28 protein-coding genes are annotated in these 15,746 nt (G+C 54.7%); all 28 read left to right on the forward strand.

Annotated elements, in window-relative coordinates; genetic code table 11:
- Window positions 1-8: 8 nt before the first annotated feature.
- The 28 genes from fusA (at window position 9) to rpsD (ending at window position 15,743) form a co-directional block, all read left to right on the forward strand.
- Window positions 9-2,114, forward strand: a complete 2,106-nt coding sequence (gene fusA, locus CKW21_RS28455; RefSeq protein WP_046815908.1) for an elongation factor G — start codon at window positions 9-11, stop codon at window positions 2,112-2,114.
- A gap of 30 nt (window positions 2,115-2,144) precedes the next feature.
- Window positions 2,145-3,338, forward strand: a complete 1,194-nt coding sequence (gene tuf / locus CKW21_RS28460) for an elongation factor Tu (RefSeq protein WP_008018195.1) — start codon at window positions 2,145-2,147, stop codon at window positions 3,336-3,338.
- A 156-nt stretch (window positions 3,339-3,494) separates the two neighbouring features.
- Window positions 3,495-3,806 carry a 30S ribosomal protein S10 gene (gene rpsJ / locus CKW21_RS28465; RefSeq protein WP_003186070.1) on the forward strand — a complete coding sequence of 104 codons (312 nt, stop codon included), beginning with the start codon at window positions 3,495-3,497 and terminating at the stop codon, window positions 3,804-3,806.
- 80 nt (window positions 3,807-3,886) lie between these two features.
- Complete coding sequence (gene rplC / locus CKW21_RS28470) at window positions 3,887-4,522, forward strand: 50S ribosomal protein L3 (RefSeq protein WP_003186059.1); 636 nt, start codon at window positions 3,887-3,889, stop codon at window positions 4,520-4,522.
- A gap of 12 nt (window positions 4,523-4,534) precedes the next feature.
- Entirely contained in the window at window positions 4,535-5,137 is a 603-nt protein-coding gene (gene rplD, locus CKW21_RS28475) for a 50S ribosomal protein L4 (protein ID WP_007924200.1), read from the forward strand.
- Window positions 5,134-5,433 (forward strand): 50S ribosomal protein L23, encoded by a 300-nt coding sequence (gene rplW / locus CKW21_RS28480; RefSeq protein WP_002555488.1) that lies wholly within the window; start codon window positions 5,134-5,136, stop codon window positions 5,431-5,433. The genes rplD and rplW overlap by 4 nt, the downstream gene beginning before the upstream one ends.
- 14 nt (window positions 5,434-5,447) lie before the next feature.
- Window positions 5,448-6,272, forward strand: a complete 825-nt coding sequence (rplB, locus tag CKW21_RS28485) for a 50S ribosomal protein L2 (protein WP_003186055.1) — start codon at window positions 5,448-5,450, stop codon at window positions 6,270-6,272.
- Between the two features lie 16 nt (window positions 6,273-6,288).
- A complete protein-coding gene (rpsS, locus tag CKW21_RS28490; RefSeq protein WP_002555486.1) occupies window positions 6,289-6,564 on the forward strand; it encodes a 30S ribosomal protein S19 in 276 nt (91 codons plus the stop codon).
- Between the two features lie 11 nt (window positions 6,565-6,575).
- Window positions 6,576-6,908, forward strand: a complete 333-nt coding sequence (gene rplV / locus CKW21_RS28495) for a 50S ribosomal protein L22 (RefSeq protein WP_003103908.1) — start codon at window positions 6,576-6,578, stop codon at window positions 6,906-6,908.
- 13 nt (window positions 6,909-6,921) lie between these two features.
- Window positions 6,922-7,608 carry a 30S ribosomal protein S3 gene (gene rpsC, locus CKW21_RS28500; protein ID WP_003176422.1) on the forward strand — a complete coding sequence of 229 codons (687 nt, stop codon included), beginning with the start codon at window positions 6,922-6,924 and terminating at the stop codon, window positions 7,606-7,608.
- Between the two features lie 12 nt (window positions 7,609-7,620).
- Window positions 7,621-8,034 (forward strand): 50S ribosomal protein L16, encoded by a 414-nt coding sequence (gene rplP, locus CKW21_RS28505; RefSeq protein ID WP_003228729.1) that lies wholly within the window; start codon window positions 7,621-7,623, stop codon window positions 8,032-8,034.
- Window positions 8,034-8,225 (forward strand): 50S ribosomal protein L29, encoded by a 192-nt coding sequence (gene rpmC / locus CKW21_RS28510; protein WP_002555481.1) that lies wholly within the window; start codon window positions 8,034-8,036, stop codon window positions 8,223-8,225. The genes rplP and rpmC overlap by 1 nt, the downstream gene beginning before the upstream one ends.
- A 2-nt stretch (window positions 8,226-8,227) precedes the next feature.
- A complete protein-coding gene (gene rpsQ / locus CKW21_RS28515) occupies window positions 8,228-8,494 on the forward strand; it encodes a 30S ribosomal protein S17 (RefSeq protein WP_003176419.1) in 267 nt (88 codons plus the stop codon).
- Window positions 8,495-8,517: 23 nt separating this feature from the next.
- Complete coding sequence (gene rplN / locus CKW21_RS28520) at window positions 8,518-8,886, forward strand: 50S ribosomal protein L14 (RefSeq protein WP_002555479.1); 369 nt, start codon at window positions 8,518-8,520, stop codon at window positions 8,884-8,886.
- An 11-nt stretch (window positions 8,887-8,897) separates the two neighbouring features.
- Window positions 8,898-9,212, forward strand: coding sequence for a 50S ribosomal protein L24 (gene rplX, locus CKW21_RS28525; RefSeq protein ID WP_003186046.1), 315 nt, complete (start codon window positions 8,898-8,900; stop codon window positions 9,210-9,212).
- Between the two features lie 20 nt (window positions 9,213-9,232).
- On the forward strand, window positions 9,233-9,772 hold the full coding sequence (gene rplE / locus CKW21_RS28530; RefSeq protein ID WP_003210069.1) for a 50S ribosomal protein L5: 540 nt from the start codon (window positions 9,233-9,235) through the stop codon (window positions 9,770-9,772).
- Between the two features lie 13 nt (window positions 9,773-9,785).
- Window positions 9,786-10,091: a 30S ribosomal protein S14 gene (gene rpsN / locus CKW21_RS28535; protein WP_003176414.1), complete on the forward strand. Its 306-nt coding sequence runs from the start codon at window positions 9,786-9,788 to the stop codon at window positions 10,089-10,091.
- 209 nt (window positions 10,092-10,300) lie between these two features.
- Entirely contained in the window at window positions 10,301-10,693 is a 393-nt protein-coding gene (gene rpsH / locus CKW21_RS28540; RefSeq protein WP_003228724.1) for a 30S ribosomal protein S8, read from the forward strand.
- A gap of 12 nt (window positions 10,694-10,705) precedes the next feature.
- Window positions 10,706-11,239 (forward strand): 50S ribosomal protein L6, encoded by a 534-nt coding sequence (rplF, locus tag CKW21_RS28545; protein ID WP_003176412.1) that lies wholly within the window; start codon window positions 10,706-10,708, stop codon window positions 11,237-11,239.
- A 10-nt stretch (window positions 11,240-11,249) separates the two neighbouring features.
- Complete coding sequence (gene rplR / locus CKW21_RS28550) at window positions 11,250-11,600, forward strand: 50S ribosomal protein L18 (protein WP_003186037.1); 351 nt, start codon at window positions 11,250-11,252, stop codon at window positions 11,598-11,600.
- A gap of 3 nt (window positions 11,601-11,603) precedes the next feature.
- Complete coding sequence (rpsE, locus tag CKW21_RS28555; protein ID WP_003186035.1) at window positions 11,604-12,104, forward strand: 30S ribosomal protein S5; 501 nt, start codon at window positions 11,604-11,606, stop codon at window positions 12,102-12,104.
- A 2-nt stretch (window positions 12,105-12,106) separates the two neighbouring features.
- Window positions 12,107-12,283 carry a 50S ribosomal protein L30 gene (gene rpmD / locus CKW21_RS28560; RefSeq protein WP_003176408.1) on the forward strand — a complete coding sequence of 59 codons (177 nt, stop codon included), beginning with the start codon at window positions 12,107-12,109 and terminating at the stop codon, window positions 12,281-12,283.
- Window positions 12,284-12,286: 3 nt separating this feature from the next.
- A complete protein-coding gene (gene rplO, locus CKW21_RS28565; protein ID WP_003228720.1) occupies window positions 12,287-12,724 on the forward strand; it encodes a 50S ribosomal protein L15 in 438 nt (145 codons plus the stop codon).
- Window positions 12,725-14,053, forward strand: coding sequence for a preprotein translocase subunit SecY (gene secY / locus CKW21_RS28570; RefSeq protein ID WP_007896784.1), 1,329 nt, complete (start codon window positions 12,725-12,727; stop codon window positions 14,051-14,053).
- Between the two features lie 27 nt (window positions 14,054-14,080).
- Complete coding sequence (gene rpmJ, locus CKW21_RS28575) at window positions 14,081-14,197, forward strand: 50S ribosomal protein L36 (RefSeq protein WP_002555468.1); 117 nt, start codon at window positions 14,081-14,083, stop codon at window positions 14,195-14,197.
- Window positions 14,198-14,327: 130 nt separating this feature from the next.
- Window positions 14,328-14,684 (forward strand): 30S ribosomal protein S13, encoded by a 357-nt coding sequence (gene rpsM / locus CKW21_RS28580; RefSeq protein WP_009045849.1) that lies wholly within the window; start codon window positions 14,328-14,330, stop codon window positions 14,682-14,684.
- Window positions 14,685-14,714: 30 nt separating this feature from the next.
- A complete protein-coding gene (gene rpsK / locus CKW21_RS28585; protein ID WP_002555466.1) occupies window positions 14,715-15,104 on the forward strand; it encodes a 30S ribosomal protein S11 in 390 nt (129 codons plus the stop codon).
- Between the two features lie 18 nt (window positions 15,105-15,122).
- Window positions 15,123-15,743: a 30S ribosomal protein S4 gene (gene rpsD, locus CKW21_RS28590; protein ID WP_003176404.1), complete on the forward strand. Its 621-nt coding sequence runs from the start codon at window positions 15,123-15,125 to the stop codon at window positions 15,741-15,743.
- The last annotated feature ends 3 nt before the right edge of the window (window positions 15,744-15,746 follow it).

The raw sequence follows: 15,746 nt of genomic DNA on the forward strand, positions 1-15,746 counted from the left end.
AGGGCTTTATGGCTCGTACTACACCGATTAATCGCTACCGTAACATTGGTATCGTTGCTCACGTGGATGCTGGTAAAACCACCACCACCGAGCGCGTCCTTTTTTACACCGGCAAAAGCCACAAGATGGGCGAGGTGCATGACGGCGCCGCGACCACGGACTGGATGGTGCAGGAGCAGGAGCGTGGTATTACCATTACTTCTGCTGCTATTACCGCCTTCTGGCAAGGTTCTGCGAAGCAGCACAAAGACCAATACCGCTTTAACGTTATTGACACCCCGGGCCACGTTGACTTCACCATTGAAGTTGAGCGTTCCCTGCGTGTACTCGACGGCGCGGTCGTTGTGTTCTGTGGTACTTCGGGCGTTGAGCCTCAGTCCGAAACCGTATGGCGTCAAGCCAACAAGTACGGCGTTCCACGTATCGTTTACGTGAACAAGATGGACCGTGCCGGCGCGAACTTCCTGCGCGTGATCGCTCAGATCAAGCAGCGTCTGGGTCACACTCCGGTGCCAATCCAGTTGGCTATCGGTTCCGAAGACAACTTCCAGGGTCAGATCGATCTGATGACCATGGAAGCGGTTTACTGGAACGATGCTGACAAGGGTATGACCCCTCGTCGCGAAGCTATCCCTGCTGAACTGCAGGAGCTGGCTGAAGAGTGGCGCAGCAACATGGTTGAGGCTGCGGCCGAAGCCAGTGAAGAGCTGATGAACAAGTACCTCGAAGGTGAAGAGCTTTCCATCGAGGAAATCAAGGCCGCTCTGCGTCAGCGTACTATCGCTGGTGAGATTGTTCTGGCTGTTTGCGGTTCTTCCTTCAAGAACAAGGGTGTTCCCCTGGTTCTCGACGCCGTTATCGACTACCTGCCGGCTCCAACCGACATTCCTGCCATCAAGGGTACTGACCCGGATGACGAGGAAAAGCAAATGGAGCGTCATGCAGACGACAACGAGCCGTTCTCGGCTCTGGCGTTCAAGATCGCTACCGACCCATTCGTGGGTACCTTGACCTTCGTCCGCGTTTACTCGGGCGTGTTGGCATCCGGCGACGGCGTGATCAACTCGGTTAAAGGCAAGAAAGAGCGCGTGGGTCGTATGGTGCAAATGCACGCAAACGCCCGTGAAGAGATCAAGGAAGTGCGCGCTGGTGACATCGCGGCCCTGATCGGCATGAAGGACGTCACCACTGGTGAAACCTTGTGCAACGCTGACAAGCCAATCATCCTGGTTCGCATGGACTTCCCGGAGCCGGTTATTTCGGTTGCCGTAGAGCCTAAGACGAAGGATGACCAGGAAAAAATGGGTATCGCTCTGGGCAAACTTGCTCAGGAAGACCCGTCTTTCCGCGTCAAAACTGATGAAGAGACTGGTCAAACGATCATCTCCGGCATGGGCGAGTTGCACCTGGACATCCTGGTTGACCGGATGCGCCGTGAGTTCAACGTCGAAGCCAACATCGGTAAGCCTCAAGTTTCGTACCGTGAGCGCATCACGAAGAGCTGCGAAATCGAAGGCAAGTTCGTTCGTCAGTCCGGCGGTCGTGGCCAGTTCGGTCATTGCTGGATCCGTTTTGCACCTGCTGACGAAGGTCAGGAAGGTCTGCAATTCCTGAACGAAGTAGTGGGTGGTGTGGTTCCTAAGGAATACATCCCGGCTATCCAGAAGGGTATCGAAGAGCAGATGAAGAACGGTGTTGTTGCCGGCTATCCGCTGATCGGCCTGAAGGCTACCGTGTTTGATGGTTCTTACCACGACGTCGACTCGAACGAGATGGCGTTTAAGGTGGCTGCTTCCATGGCGACCAAGCAACTGGCCCAGAAGGGTGGTGGTGAGTTGCTCGAGCCGATCATGGCGGTAGAGGTTGTTACGCCTGAAGACTATATGGGTGACGTGATGGGCGACCTGAACCGTCGTCGCGGCATGATTCTGGGTATGGAAGACACGGTTTCCGGTAAGGTTATCCGTGCTGAAGTTCCGTTGGGCGAGATGTTCGGTTATGCGACCGACGTTCGTTCGATGTCCCAGGGTCGCGCAAGCTACTCTATGGAATTCAAAAAATACAATACGGCTCCGTCGCACATCGTCGAAACCGTTACCAAAAAACAAGGCTGATTCAGTCCTTTAGGCAAGGAGTTAATTGTCGTGGCTAAAGAAAAATTTGATCGTTCCCTACCGCACGTCAACGTTGGCACTATCGGTCACGTTGACCACGGTAAAACCACTCTGACCGCTGCTCTGACTCGCGTCTGCTCCGAAGTTTTCGGTTCGGCCGTAGTTGAATTCGACAAGATCGACAGCGCTCCAGAAGAAAAAGCTCGTGGTATCACCATCAATACCGCGCACGTCGAGTACAACTCGAACATTCGTCACTACGCTCACGTTGACTGCCCAGGTCACGCTGACTACGTGAAGAACATGATCACCGGTGCTGCCCAGATGGACGGCGCGATCCTGGTTTGCTCGGCCGCTGATGGTCCGATGCCACAAACCCGTGAGCACATCCTGCTGTCCCGTCAGGTAGGCGTTCCGTACATCGTGGTTTTCCTGAACAAGGCTGACCTGGTAGACGACGCAGAGCTGCTGGAACTGGTTGAGATGGAAGTTCGCGACCTGCTGAGCACCTACGACTTCCCAGGCGACGACACTCCGATCATCATCGGTTCGGCTCGTATGGCGCTGGAAGGCAAAGACGATAACGAAATGGGCACCAGCGCTGTTCGCAAGCTGGTTGAAACTCTGGATACCTACATCCCAGAGCCAGAGCGTGCTATCGACAAGCCATTCCTGATGCCAATCGAAGACGTATTCTCGATCTCCGGTCGCGGTACTGTTGTGACTGGTCGTATCGAGCGCGGTATCGTTCGCGTTCAAGATGCACTGGAAATCGTTGGTCTGCGTGACACCACCACCACCACCTGCACCGGTGTTGAGATGTTCCGTAAGCTGCTCGACGAAGGTCGTGCTGGCGAGAACTGTGGCGTTCTGCTGCGTGGTACCAAGCGTGACGACGTTGAGCGTGGCCAGGTTCTGGTTAAGCCAGGTTCGGTTAAGCCGCACACCAAGTTCACCGCAGAAGTTTACGTTCTGAGCAAGGAAGAAGGCGGTCGTCACACTCCGTTCTTCAAAGGCTACCGTCCACAGTTCTACTTCCGTACTACTGACGTGACCGGTAACTGCGAGCTGCCAGAAGGCGTTGAAATGGTAATGCCAGGCGATAACATTCAAATGACTGTTACCCTGATCAAAACCATCGCAATGGAAGACGGTCTGCGCTTCGCTATCCGTGAAGGCGGCCGTACCGTTGGTGCTGGCGTTGTAGCTAAAATCATCGAGTAAACTCTTTTCGAGTGAGCTTTGATGTTTTGAAAAAGCCCCCGCTCAGCGGGGGCTTTTTTATTGGGTTGACACCTATCTGGGGCGTCTATAGAATTGCGCCTCCTTTTAACGGGCGTATTGCGCCCGGTGGGAATAGCAGCCGGAGTCTGAAATCCAATGCAAAATCAGCAAATCCGTATCAGGTTGAAGGCTTTCGACCATCGCCTGATCGACCAATCCACCCAGGAAATCGTGGAAACCGCGAAACGTACTGGTGCTCAAGTGCGTGGTCCAATTCCACTGCCTACCCGTAAAGAGCGGTTCACCGTTCTGGTCTCCCCGCACGTCAACAAAGACGCGCGTGACCAGTACGAGATCCGTACTCATAAGCGCGTTCTGGATATCGTCCAGCCAACGGATAAAACCGTTGATGCACTTATGAAGCTTGATCTTGCGGCCGGTGTGGAAGTGCAGATCAGCCTCGGCTAAGACTCGGTCTTAGTCGTGTAACGCTCTGAAATGGGCGGCCATAGCGGGTGAAAGCCCCGTACACTCATGAGGTTTACAACATGACTATTGGTGTAGTCGGTCGTAAATGCGGTATGACCCGTATTTTCACCGAAGAAGGTGTCTCCATTCCGGTCACGGTCATTGAGATCGAGCCGAATCGCGTCACCCAGTTCAAAACTGAAGAGACCGATGGCTATCGTGCAGTGCAAGTCACTGTCGGCGAGCGTCGTGCTTCGCGTGTAACAGCAGCTCAGGCTGGCCACTTCGCCAAGGCGAACGTTGCCGCTGGTCGTACCGTAATGGAATTCCGCCTTGAAGAAGGCGAGTACCAGGCCGGCGATCTGATCAACGCTGAAATCTTCGCCGCTGGTCAACTGGTTGATGTAACCGGTCAGTCCAAAGGTAAAGGCTTCCAGGGTACGATCAAGCGTTGGAACTTCCGCGGGCAAGATAACACCCACGGTAACTCCGTATCCCACCGCGTTCCAGGCTCTATCGGCCAGTGCCAGACTCCTGGTCGTGTATTCAAGGGCAAAAAAATGTCCGGTCATATGGGCGCTGAGCGCGTGACCGTGCAGTCCCTCGAAGTAGTGCGCGTGGACGCTGAACGCAATCTGTTGTTGGTCAAGGGCGCTGTTCCTGGCGCTACTGGCGGCAACTTGGTTGTACGTCCAGCAGCCAAGGCTCGCGGTTAAGGGGAAGCTGACATGCAATTAAATGTAAATGACGCTCAAGCGATCGAAGTTTCCGAACTGACATTTGGCGGCGAATTCAACGAGACGCTGGTTCACCAAGCAGTCGTGGCCTACATGGCCGGCGGCCGCCAGGGTAGCAAGCAGCAAAAGACCCGTTCCGACGTTTCCGGTGGCGGCAAGCGCCCATGGCGTCAGAAAGGTACTGGCCGTGCTCGTGCCGGTACTATCCGTAGCCCAATCTGGCGTGGCGGCGGCACCACTTTCGCAGCTCGTCCTCAGGATCACTCCCAGAAGCTGAACAAGAAGATGTATCGCGCAGCAATGCGTTCCATCCTTGCTGAGCTGGTGCGTACTGATCGTCTGGTCGTGGTTCAGGATTTCGCCGTTGAAACGCCGAAAACCAAAGACCTGCTGGGCAAGCTGAACAACATGAGCCTGACCGACGTTTTGATCGTGTCGGACGCTGTTGATCAGAACCTGTACCTGGCTGCTCGCAACCTGCCGCACGTAGATGTACGTGATGTGCAAGGTTCCGATCCAGTTAGTCTGATCGCATACGACAAGGTGTTGATCACCGTGTCGGCCGTGAAGAAATTCGAGGAGCTGCTGGGATGAACCAGGAACGCGTATTTAAAGTTCTGCTTGGCCCGCACGTTTCCGAGAAGGCTACGGTTCTGGCAGACAAGAAAGGCCAGTTCGTTTTCAAGGTTGCTACTGATGCAACCAAGCTGGAAATCAAGAAGGCCGTCGAAAGCCTGTTCAGCGTGAAAGTAGAGCGTGTTACTACCCTGAATGTTCTGGGTAAGAGCAAGCGCACTGCTCGCGGTCTGGGCAAGCGTAATGACTGGAAGAAGGCAGTTATCTCCCTTCAGCCAGGCCAAGATCTCGATTTCAGCAGCAGTGCTGAGTAAGGAAGGGGTGCATCATGGCAATCGTTAAATGCAAACCGACTTCCCCTGGCCGCCGTTTTGTGGTCAAGGTGGTCAACCAGGAGCTGCATAAAGGCGCTCCTCACGCACCGCTGCTCGAGAAGAAATCGAAGTCTGGTGGTCGTAACAACAATGGCCGTATTACCACTCGTCACATTGGTGGTGGTCATAAGCAGCATTATCGTCTGGTCGACTTCCGTCGCAACGACAAAGATGGCATCGCTGCCACTGTCGAGCGTATCGAATACGATCCAAACCGTACTGCTCACATCGCTCTGCTGCTGTACGCAGATGGCGAGCGTCGCTACATCATCGCCCCTAAAGGCGTGAGTGCTGGCGACCAGCTGATCGCAGGTGCTCTGGCACCGATCAAGCCGGGCAACGCTCTGCAACTGCGTAACATTCCAGTTGGTAGCACCGTACACGGCATCGAATTGAAGCCAGGTAAAGGCGCTCAGATCGCTCGTTCCGCTGGTGCTTCGGCTCAGCTGATCGCTCGTGAAGGTGTCTACGTGACCCTGCGTCTGCGTTCTGGTGAGATGCGTAAAGTGCTGGCTGAATGCCGCGCGACCCTGGGCGAAGTCTCGAACTCCGAGCACAGCCTGCGTTCGCTGGGTAAAGCTGGTGCCAAACGCTGGCGTGGCGTTCGCCCAACCGTTCGTGGTGTTGCCATGAACCCGGTTGACCACCCACATGGTGGTGGTGAAGGTCGTACCTCTGGTGGTCGTCATCCGGTATCGCCATGGGGCTTCCCGACTAAGGGCGCGAAGACTCGTGGTAATAAGCGTACCGACAAAATGATCGTCCGTCGTCGCAAGTAAATAGAGGGATACGACAGTGCCACGTTCTCTGAAAAAAGGTCCTTTTATCGATCTTCACCTACTGAAGAAGATCGAAGTGGCGGCGGAAAAGAACGATCGCAAACCAGTTAAGACCTGGTCGCGCCGTTCGATGATCCTGCCACAAATGGTCGGTCTGACCATCGCAGTACACAACGGTCGTCAGCACGTCCCAGTTCTCGTGAACGAAGACATGGTCGGCCACAAACTGGGCGAGTTCGCCGGTACCCGCACTTATCGCGGGCACGTGGCAGACAAGAAAGCCAAGCGTTAAGGGGTTAGGAAATGGAAGTAGCCGCTAAGTTGTCGGGCGCTCGAATCTCCGCCCAGAAAGCCCGCTTGGTCGCCGACCAGATCCGCGGGAAGAAGGTGGGCGAAGCGCTCAACCTGTTGGCTTTCAGCAGTAAGAAAGCCGCCGAGATCATGAAGAAAGTGCTGGAGTCGGCCGTAGCCAACGCCGAGCATAACGAAGGCGCAGACGTTGATGACCTGAAGGTCAGCACCGTTTTCGTCAACGAAGGGCGTTCGCTGAAGCGCATCATGCCACGTGCCAAAGGCCGTGCTGATCGCATCGTCAAGCGGTCTTGCCATATCACTGTCAAGGTTGCTGACAAGTAACGGAGTCGAAGAGATGGGTCAGAAAGTACATCCCATTGGCATTCGCCTGGGAATCGTCAAGGAGCACACCTCCGTCTGGTACGCAGACGGTCGGACTTATGCGGACTACTTGTTCGCTGATCTGAAGGTGCGTGAGTATCTCCAAGACAAACTAAAAAGCGCGTCCGTAAGCCGTATCGATATCCATCGTCCGGCCCAAACTGCACGTATCACCATCCACACCGCTCGCCCAGGTATCGTTATCGGGAAGAAAGGTGAAGATGTTGAGAAACTGCGTCAGGACCTGACCAAGCAAATGGGTGTGCCTGTGCACATCAATATCGAAGAGATCCGCAAGCCGGAGCTCGACGGTATGCTGGTTGCGCAGAGCGTAGCTCAGCAGCTGGAGCGTCGCGTAATGTTCCGTCGTGCTATGAAGCGCGCCGTACAGAACGCAATGCGCATTGGTGCCAAAGGCATCAAAATCCAAGTGAGCGGTCGTCTCGGCGGTGCTGAAATCGCACGTACTGAATGGTATCGCGAAGGTCGTGTGCCACTGCACACCCTGCGTGCCGACATCGACTATGCCAACTACGAAGCTCACACCACTTACGGTGTGATCGGTGTAAAGGTTTGGATCTTCAAAGGCGAAGTAATTGGTGGTCGCCAAGAAGAGCTGAAACCACAAGCACCAGCGCCTCGTAAAAAAGCTGCTAAGTAAGGGGTACGCCAAATGTTGCAACCAAAGCGTACGAAGTTCCGCAAGCAAATGACCGGTCACAACCGTGGCCTGGCATTGCGCGGTAGCAAAGTCAGCTTCGGCGAGTTCGCGCTGAAGTCTGTAGCTCGTGGTCGTCTCACCGCTCGTCAGATCGAGTCAGCGCGTCGTGCTCTGACCCGTCACGTAAAACGTGGCGGCAAGATCTGGATCCGTGTATTCCCGGACAAGCCTATTTCCAAGAAGCCACTCGAAGTTCGGATGGGTAAAGGTAAGGGTAACGTCGAATACTGGGTTGCCCAGATTCAGCCAGGCAAAGTCCTGTATGAAATCGAGGGTGTTTCTGAAGAGCTGGCGCGTGAGGCTTTCGCCCTGGCTGCTGCAAAGCTGCCGCTCGCCACCTCCTTTGTTAAACGGACGGTGATGTGATGAAAGCGAATGAACTTCGTGAAAAATCCGCACAGCAGCTGAACGAGCAACTGCTCGGCTTGCTGCGCGACCAGTTCAATCTGCGCATGCAGAAAGCAACTGGCCAGTTGGGGCAGTCTCATCTGCTCTCGCAAGTTAAGCGTGACATCGCTCGCGTGAAGACTGTGCTCAACCAGCAGGCAGGTAAGTAATCATGGCTGAAGCCGAAAAAACTGTCCGTACGCTGACTGGCCGTGTTGTCAGCGACAAGATGGACAAAACCATCACCGTTCTGATCGAGCGTCGCGTTAAGCACCCGATCTACGGTAAATACGTTAAGCGTTCGACTAAGCTGCACGCGCACGACGAAACCAATCAGTGCCACATCGGCGACAAAGTCACTATTCGTGAAACTCGTCCTTTGGCCAAGACCAAGTCTTGGGCGCTGGTTGATGTTCTCGAACGCGCTGTGGAAGTCTAAGGACTAGGGGTCGGAGAAATTATATGATTCAGACTCAATCCATGCTCGATGTGGCCGATAACAGCGGCGCTCGCCGCGTTATGTGCATCAAGGTGCTGGGTGGCTCCCATCGTCGTTACGCTGGTATCGGTGACATCATCAAAGTTACCGTCAAGGAAGCAATTCCTCGCGGTAAGGTGAAAAAAGGCCAAGTGATGACTGCTGTTGTAGTCCGCACTCGTCACGGCGTTCGCCGTGCAGATGGCTCCATTATCCGCTTTGATGGCAACGCTGCTGTTCTTCTGAACAACAAGCAAGAGCCGATCGGCACCCGTATCTTTGGGCCAGTGACCCGTGAGCTTCGTACTGAGAAGTTCATGAAGATCGTCTCGCTCGCCCCAGAAGTGCTGTAAGGAGATCCGACATGCAAAAGATTCGTCGTGACGACGAGATCATCGTGATCGCCGGCAAAGACAAAGGTAAGCGCGGTAAGGTGCTGAAGGTTCTTGCTGACAACCGTCTGGTTGTTGGTGGTCTGAACCTGGTCAAGCGTCATACCAAGCCTAACCCGATGTCGGGCGTACAGGGCGGTATCGTCGAGAAAGAAGCGCCACTGCACGCTTCTAACGTCGCCATCTTCAACGGCGAAACCAACAAGGCTGACCGCGTTGGTTTCAAAGTAGAAGACGGTAAGAAAATTCGTGTCTTCAAGTCGACCCAAAAAGCGGTTGATGCTTGAACACTGCTAGGTAGAAGACCATGGCACGACTAAAAGAGATTTACCGGAAGGAAATCGCACCGAAACTTAAGGAAGAACTTAAGCTTTCGAACGTGATGGAAGTTCCGCGCGTTACCAAAATCACCCTGAACATGGGTCTGGGCGAAGCGATCGGCGACAAAAAAGTCATCGAGCACGCTGTTGCTGACCTGGAAAAGATCACCGGCCAGAAAGTCGTTGTGACCTACGCTCGCAAATCCATCGCTGGCTTTAAAGTCCGTGAAGGTTGGCCGATCGGCGTCAAAGTGACCCTGCGCCGTGAGCGTATGTACGAGTTCCTGGATCGTCTGCTGTCGATCTCCCTGCCACGGGTTCGCGACTTCCGCGGCCTGAATGCCAAGTCCTTCGATGGTCGTGGCAACTACAGCATGGGCGTAAAAGAGCAGATCATCTTCCCGGAAATCGACTACGACAAGATCGATGCTCTCCGCGGTCTGGACATTACCCTGACCACCACTGCCAAGAACGATGATGAAGGTCGCGCTCTGCTGCGCGCTTTCAAATTCCCGTTCCGCAACTGATTGGAGTAGGAAAATGGCCAAGATGAGCATGAAGAACCGCGAGCTGAAGCGTCAGCTCACGGTTGCCAAGTACGCCAAAAAGCGTGCAGCACTGAAAGCAATCATCGTTGATCTGAACGCAAGTCCAGAAGCGCGTTGGGAAGCTACAGTTGCTCTGCAAAAGCAGCCACGTGACGCTAGCGCTTCGCGCATGCGTAACCGCTGCCGCCTGACCGGTCGTCCACACGGCGTTTACCGCAAGTTCGGCCTCGGCCGTAACAAACTGCGTGAAGCGGCAATGCGTGGTGACGTACCAGGTCTGGTTAAAGCCAGCTGGTAAGTACTGTCAAAGTCTCGGAGGTCAGGCTCGCAAGATCCTGACCGCCGGTGGCCTTGAATCTGGATCAAGCCCCTTTTGGGGCTTGATTCATTTCTGGGGTGTGTCTAGAATACCCGGCTCGCCTGAGCCCGTGTTTTTTACGCTCGGAGATTCTCGGCGACACGTAGTAGCCGCAAGGCTAATTTTTCTGTATTAGGAGCGTCTAGCCCATGAGTATGCAGGACCCGTTAGCGGACATGCTAACTCGAATCCGTAATGCCCAGATGGCTGAAAAGTCCGTCGTAAGCATGCCATCTTCCACGTTGAAGGTAGCTGTTGCCAAAGTCCTGAAGGACGAAGGTTACATCGCGGGTTATCAGATCAGCAGCGAAACCAAACCACTGCTGTCTATCGAGCTGAAATACTTCGAAGGCCGTCCGGTTATCGAAGAAGTGAAGCGCGTTAGCCGTCCAGGCCTGCGTCAGTACAAGTCCGTCGAAGATCTGCCGAAAGTTCGTGGCGGTCTCGGTGTGTCTATCGTCTCCACCAACAAGGGTGTGATGACTGATCGTGCTGCGCGCGCTGCCGGTGTCGGCGGCGAAGTTCTTTGCACTGTGTTCTAAGGGGGGATAAGCATGTCTCGCGTCGCTAAGAACCCCGTTAAGCTGCCAGCCGGCGTCGAAGTAAAATTCGCAGGCCAACAGCTTTCGGTGAAGGGTGCCAAGGGCACTCTCGAACTGAACATCCATTCGTCCGTTGAGATCGTTGAAGAAGCTGGTGAGCTGCGTTTCGCTGCTCGCAATGGCGATCAACAGACTCGCGCAATGGCTGGTACCACTCGTGCGTTGGTTAACAACATGGTCCAAGGCGTAAGCCAAGGCTTCGAGCGCAAGCTCCAGCTGGTCGGTGTTGGTTACAAAGCGCAAGCAAAAGGCACAGTGCTGAACCTGGCTCTTGGCTTCTCGCATCCAGTGGATTACGAACTGCCGGAAGGCATCACCGCTGAGACTCCTAGCCAGACCGATATCCTGATCAAGGGCATCGACAAGCAGCTGGTAGGTCAAGTGGCCGCCGAGATCCGCGACTTCCGTCCACCAGAGCCGTACAAAGGCAAAGGTGTGCGCTACGCGGACGAAGTCGTCCGTCGTAAAGAAGCCAAGAAGAAGTAGGGCATAGCAAATGACCGACAAAAAAGTTACTCGACTGCGTCGCGCTCGCAAAGCACGCCTGAAAATGCACGAACTCGAAGTCGTGCGTCTCTGCGTGTTCCGCTCTTCGCAGCACATCTACGCCCAGGTCATTTCGGCCGACGGCAACAAAGTCCTGGCAAGCGCCTCGACTTTGGATAAAGAACTGCGTGATGGCGCCACTGGCAACATCGACGCGGCCACTAAGGTTGGCCAGCTGGTCGCTACGCGTGCTAAGGCCGCTGGCGTCTCGCAGGTGGCTTTCGACCGCTCTGGCTTCAAGTACCACGGCCGCGTTAAAGCGCTGGCTGATGCTGCTCGTGAAGCTGGGCTGGAGTTCTAAGTTATGTCAAATAACGACCAAAAGCGCGACGAAGGCTACATCGAGAAGCTGGTTCAAGTTAACCGCGTAGCCAAAACCGTTAAAGGCGGCCGTATCTTCACTTTCACCGCGTTGACCGTGGTTGGTGATGGTAAAGGGCGTGTTGGCTTCGGCCGTGGCAAGTCGCGTGAAGTGCCTGCTGCGATCCAGAAGGCAATGGAAGCTGCTCGCCGCAACATGATCCAGGTTGATCTGAACGGCACCACTCTGCAGTACGCAATGAAGTCCGCTCACGGCGCTTCGAAGGTGTACATGCAGCCTGCTTCTGAAGGTACCGGTATCATCGCAGGCGGCGCAATGCGTGCCGTTCTCGAAGTTGCTGGCGTTCAGAACGTTCTGGCCAAGTGCTACGGCTCGACTAACCCGGTAAACGTGGTTCACGCCACTTTCAAGGGTTTGAAAGCAATGCAGTCTCCTGAATCCATTGCCGCCAAGCGTGGCAAAAGCGTCAAGGAGATCTTCTGATCATGGCTACCGTTAAAGTTACGCTGATCAAAAGCATGACCGGCCGCATCCCTAACCACAAACTGTGCGTTAAGGGTCTGGGTCTGCGTCGCATCGGTCACACTGTAGAAGTCCAGGATACTCCCGAGAACCGCGGGATGATCAACAAGGCTTACTACATGCTGCGTGTCGAGGGTTAATCGATGAAACTCAATGATCTGAGTCCAGCGCCGGGTTCCCGTCGCGAAAAGCATCGTCCGGGCCGTGGTATCGGTAGTGGTTTGGGTAAGACTGGTGGCCGTGGTCACAAAGGTCAGACTTCCCGCTCCGGTGGCACCATTGCTCCAGGCTTTGAAGGCGGTCAACAGCCGCTGCATCGTCGCCTGCCGAAGTTCGGTTTCGTTTCCCTGAAGGCCATGGATCGCGCAGAAGTGCGTCTGTCCGAGCTGGCTAAAGTGGAAGGCGACATCGTCACCGTGCAGTCCTTGAAAGATGCCAACGTGATCAACGTCAACGTGCAGCGTGTGAAAATCATGCTGTCCGGCGAAGTGACTCGCGCTGTAACCATCGGAAAGGGAATCGGCGCCACCAAAGGTGCGCGTGCGGCTATCGAAGCAGCTGGCGGCAAGTTCGAGGAATAAATGGCTAAGCAAGGTGCTCTCTCTGCGCTCGGCAAAGGCGGTATGTCTGAACTCTGGGCTCGTCTGCGTTTTCTGTTCCTGGCGATTATCGTCTACCGAATAGGCGCACACATCCCGGTTCCAGGTATCAACCCGGACCGACTCGCGGACCTGTTTCGACAGAATGAGGGGACCATTCTTAGCTTGTTCAACATGTTTTCCGGCGGCGCGCTGGAGCGGATGAGCATTTTTGCACTGGGGATCATGCCGTACATTTCGGCATCGATCATCATGCAACTGATGACCGCCGTCAGCCCGCAGCTGGAGCAGTTGAAGAAGGAAGGTGAAGCTGGGCGTCGCAAGATCGCTCAGTACACCCGCTACGGCACTGTAGTCCTGGCTCTCGTCCAGGCCATTGGCATGTCCATTGGTCTGGCGGGGCAGGGCGTTGCGTTCACTGGTGACTTTGGCTTCCATTTCGTCGCGGTATCCACTTTTGTGGCTGGTGCGATGTTCATGATGTGGCTGGGTGAGCAGATTACTGAGCGTGGTGTTGGCAACGGTATCTCGATGTTGATTTTCGCAGGTATCGTCGCCGGTCTTCCGAGAGCGATTGGGCAGTCTTTCGAGTCTGCACGTCAGGGTGATATCAACATTTTTGCCCTGGTTGCCATCGGTTTGCTGGCAGTAGCGATTATCGGTTTCGTGGTGTTCATTGAGCGTGGTCAGCGTCGTATTGCTGTTCACTACGCCAAGCGTCAGCAGGGCCGCAAGGTCTTCGCTGCGCAGACCAGCCACTTGCCGCTGAAGGTGAACATGGCCGGCGTTATTCCGGCTATTTTCGCGAGCAGCATCTTGCTGTTCCCGGCTTCGTTGGGTACCTGGTTCGGTCAGTCTGAAGGTATGGGCTGGTTGCAGGACATCTCGCAGTCGATCGCTCCTGGTCAGCCGTTGAATATTCTGCTGTTTAGTGCAGGGATTATTTTCTTCTGCTTCTTCTATACGGCGTTGATGTTCAATCCGAAAGACGTAGCGGAAAACCTGAAGAAGTCCGGTGCCTTTATTCCGGGCATTCGTCCAGGTGAGCAGTCTGCACGCTATATTGATGGCGTTCTGACTCGTTTGACCCTGTTCGGTGCTCTATATATGACGGCCGTGTGCCTGTTGCCCCAGTTCCTGGTGGTTGCAGCAAACGTTCCGTTCTACCTTGGCGGGACCTCGTTGCTGATCGTCGTCGTGGTTGTGATGGACTTCATGTCCCAAGTACAATCGCACCTCGTTTCGCACCAGTACGAATCCCTGATGAAGAAAGCCAACCTGAAGGGTTACGGCAGCGGCATGTTGCGCTGAGTACCCATAAGGTTCGAGGAGTTGGTGATGAAAGTTCGTGCATCGGTGAAAAAGCTGTGCCGTAACTGCAAGATTATTCGCCGCGAAGGTGTTGTTCGAGTAATTTGCAGCGCGGAACCGCGTCACAAACAGCGCCAAGGCTGAGTGTGATTGTGCTTCAAGCCCGGCAGCTAGTGCGCTGCCGGGTTGATTATTTGTTATTACAGCGATATTATCTCGCGCCCTATTTCTTGGCTTCCGGGGCGTAGGTAGCTGTCAATTGGAGTCCCACTGAATGGCCCGTATTGCAGGCGTTAACATTCCAGATAACAAGCATACTGTTATCTCGCTGACCTACATCTATGGTGTTGGTCGCACTACTGCACAGAAAATTTGTGCAGAGACTGGGGTAAACCCAGCAGCAAAGATCAAAGATCTGAGCGACGAGCAAATTGAACAGCTGCGTGGCGAAGTGGCGAAGTTCACCACTGAAGGTGACCTGCGTCGCGAAATCAACATGAAAATCAAGCGCTTGATGGACCTCGGTTGCTATCGCGGTCTGCGTCATCGTCGTGGTCTGCCAGTACGCGGTCAGCGTACCAAGACCAACGCGCGTACCCGTAAAGGTCCGCGTAAGCCGATCCGCAAGTAATCGCCCCAGCGAATCGACAGGAATTTAATCATGGCAAAACCTGCTGCTCGTCCTCGTAAAAAAGTTAAAAAGACAGTGGTTGATGGCATCGCCCACATCCATGCATCTTTTAACAACACCATCGTGACCATTACCGACCGTCAAGGTAACGCTCTTTCCTGGGCTACCTCCGGTGGTTCGGGTTTCCGCGGTTCCCGCAAGTCCACCCCGTTTGCTGCTCAAGTAGCTGCAGAACGTGCTGGTCAAGCTGCGCTGGAATACGGCCTGAAAAACCTCGACGTCAACGTCAAAGGTCCAGGTCCAGGTCGTGAATCCGCAGTCCGCGCTTTGAACGGCTGTGGCTACAAGATCGCCAGCATCACCGACGTGACGCCAATCCCGCACAACGGGTGCCGTCCGCCGAAGAAGCGCCGCGTGTAATCCAGGAGATTGTAAAGAATGGCTCGTTACATTGGTCCAAAATGCAAACTCGCTCGTCGCGAAGGCACCGATCTCTTCCTGAAGAGCGGCGTGCGCGCGATCGAATCGAAGTGCAACATTGAAGCAGCACCTGGTATCCACGGCCAACGCCGCGGTCGCCAGTCCGATTACGGCACCCAGCTGCGTGAAAAGCAAAAGGTCCGTCGTATCTACGGCGTTCTCGAGCGTCAGTTCAGCGGCTACTACAAAGAAGCTGCTGGCAAGAAAGGTGCAACCGGCGAAAACCTGTTGCAACTGCTCGAATGCCGTCTGGACAACGTTGTATACCGTATGGGCTTTGGTTCGACTCGTGCCGAATCCCGTCAGCTGGTATCGCACAAGTCGATCAGCGTAAACGGTCAAACCGTTAACGTTCCGTCCTACCAGGTTCGTGCTGGTGACGTGGTTGCTGTTCGCGAGAAAGCAAAAAACCAACTTCGCATTGTCCAAGCTCTCGATCTGTGTGCCCAACGTGGCCGCGTAGAATGGGTAGAAGTAGACACTGAGAAGAAGTCGGGCGTTTTCAAGAACGTTCCAGCTCGCAGTGATCTGTCCGCCGACATCAACGAAAGCCTGATTGTCGAGCTCTACTCCAAGTAAGGG

It is taken from the genome of Pseudomonas sp. Irchel 3A7, assembly GCF_900187565.1.
Lineage (GTDB): Bacteria > Pseudomonadota > Gammaproteobacteria > Pseudomonadales > Pseudomonadaceae > Aquipseudomonas.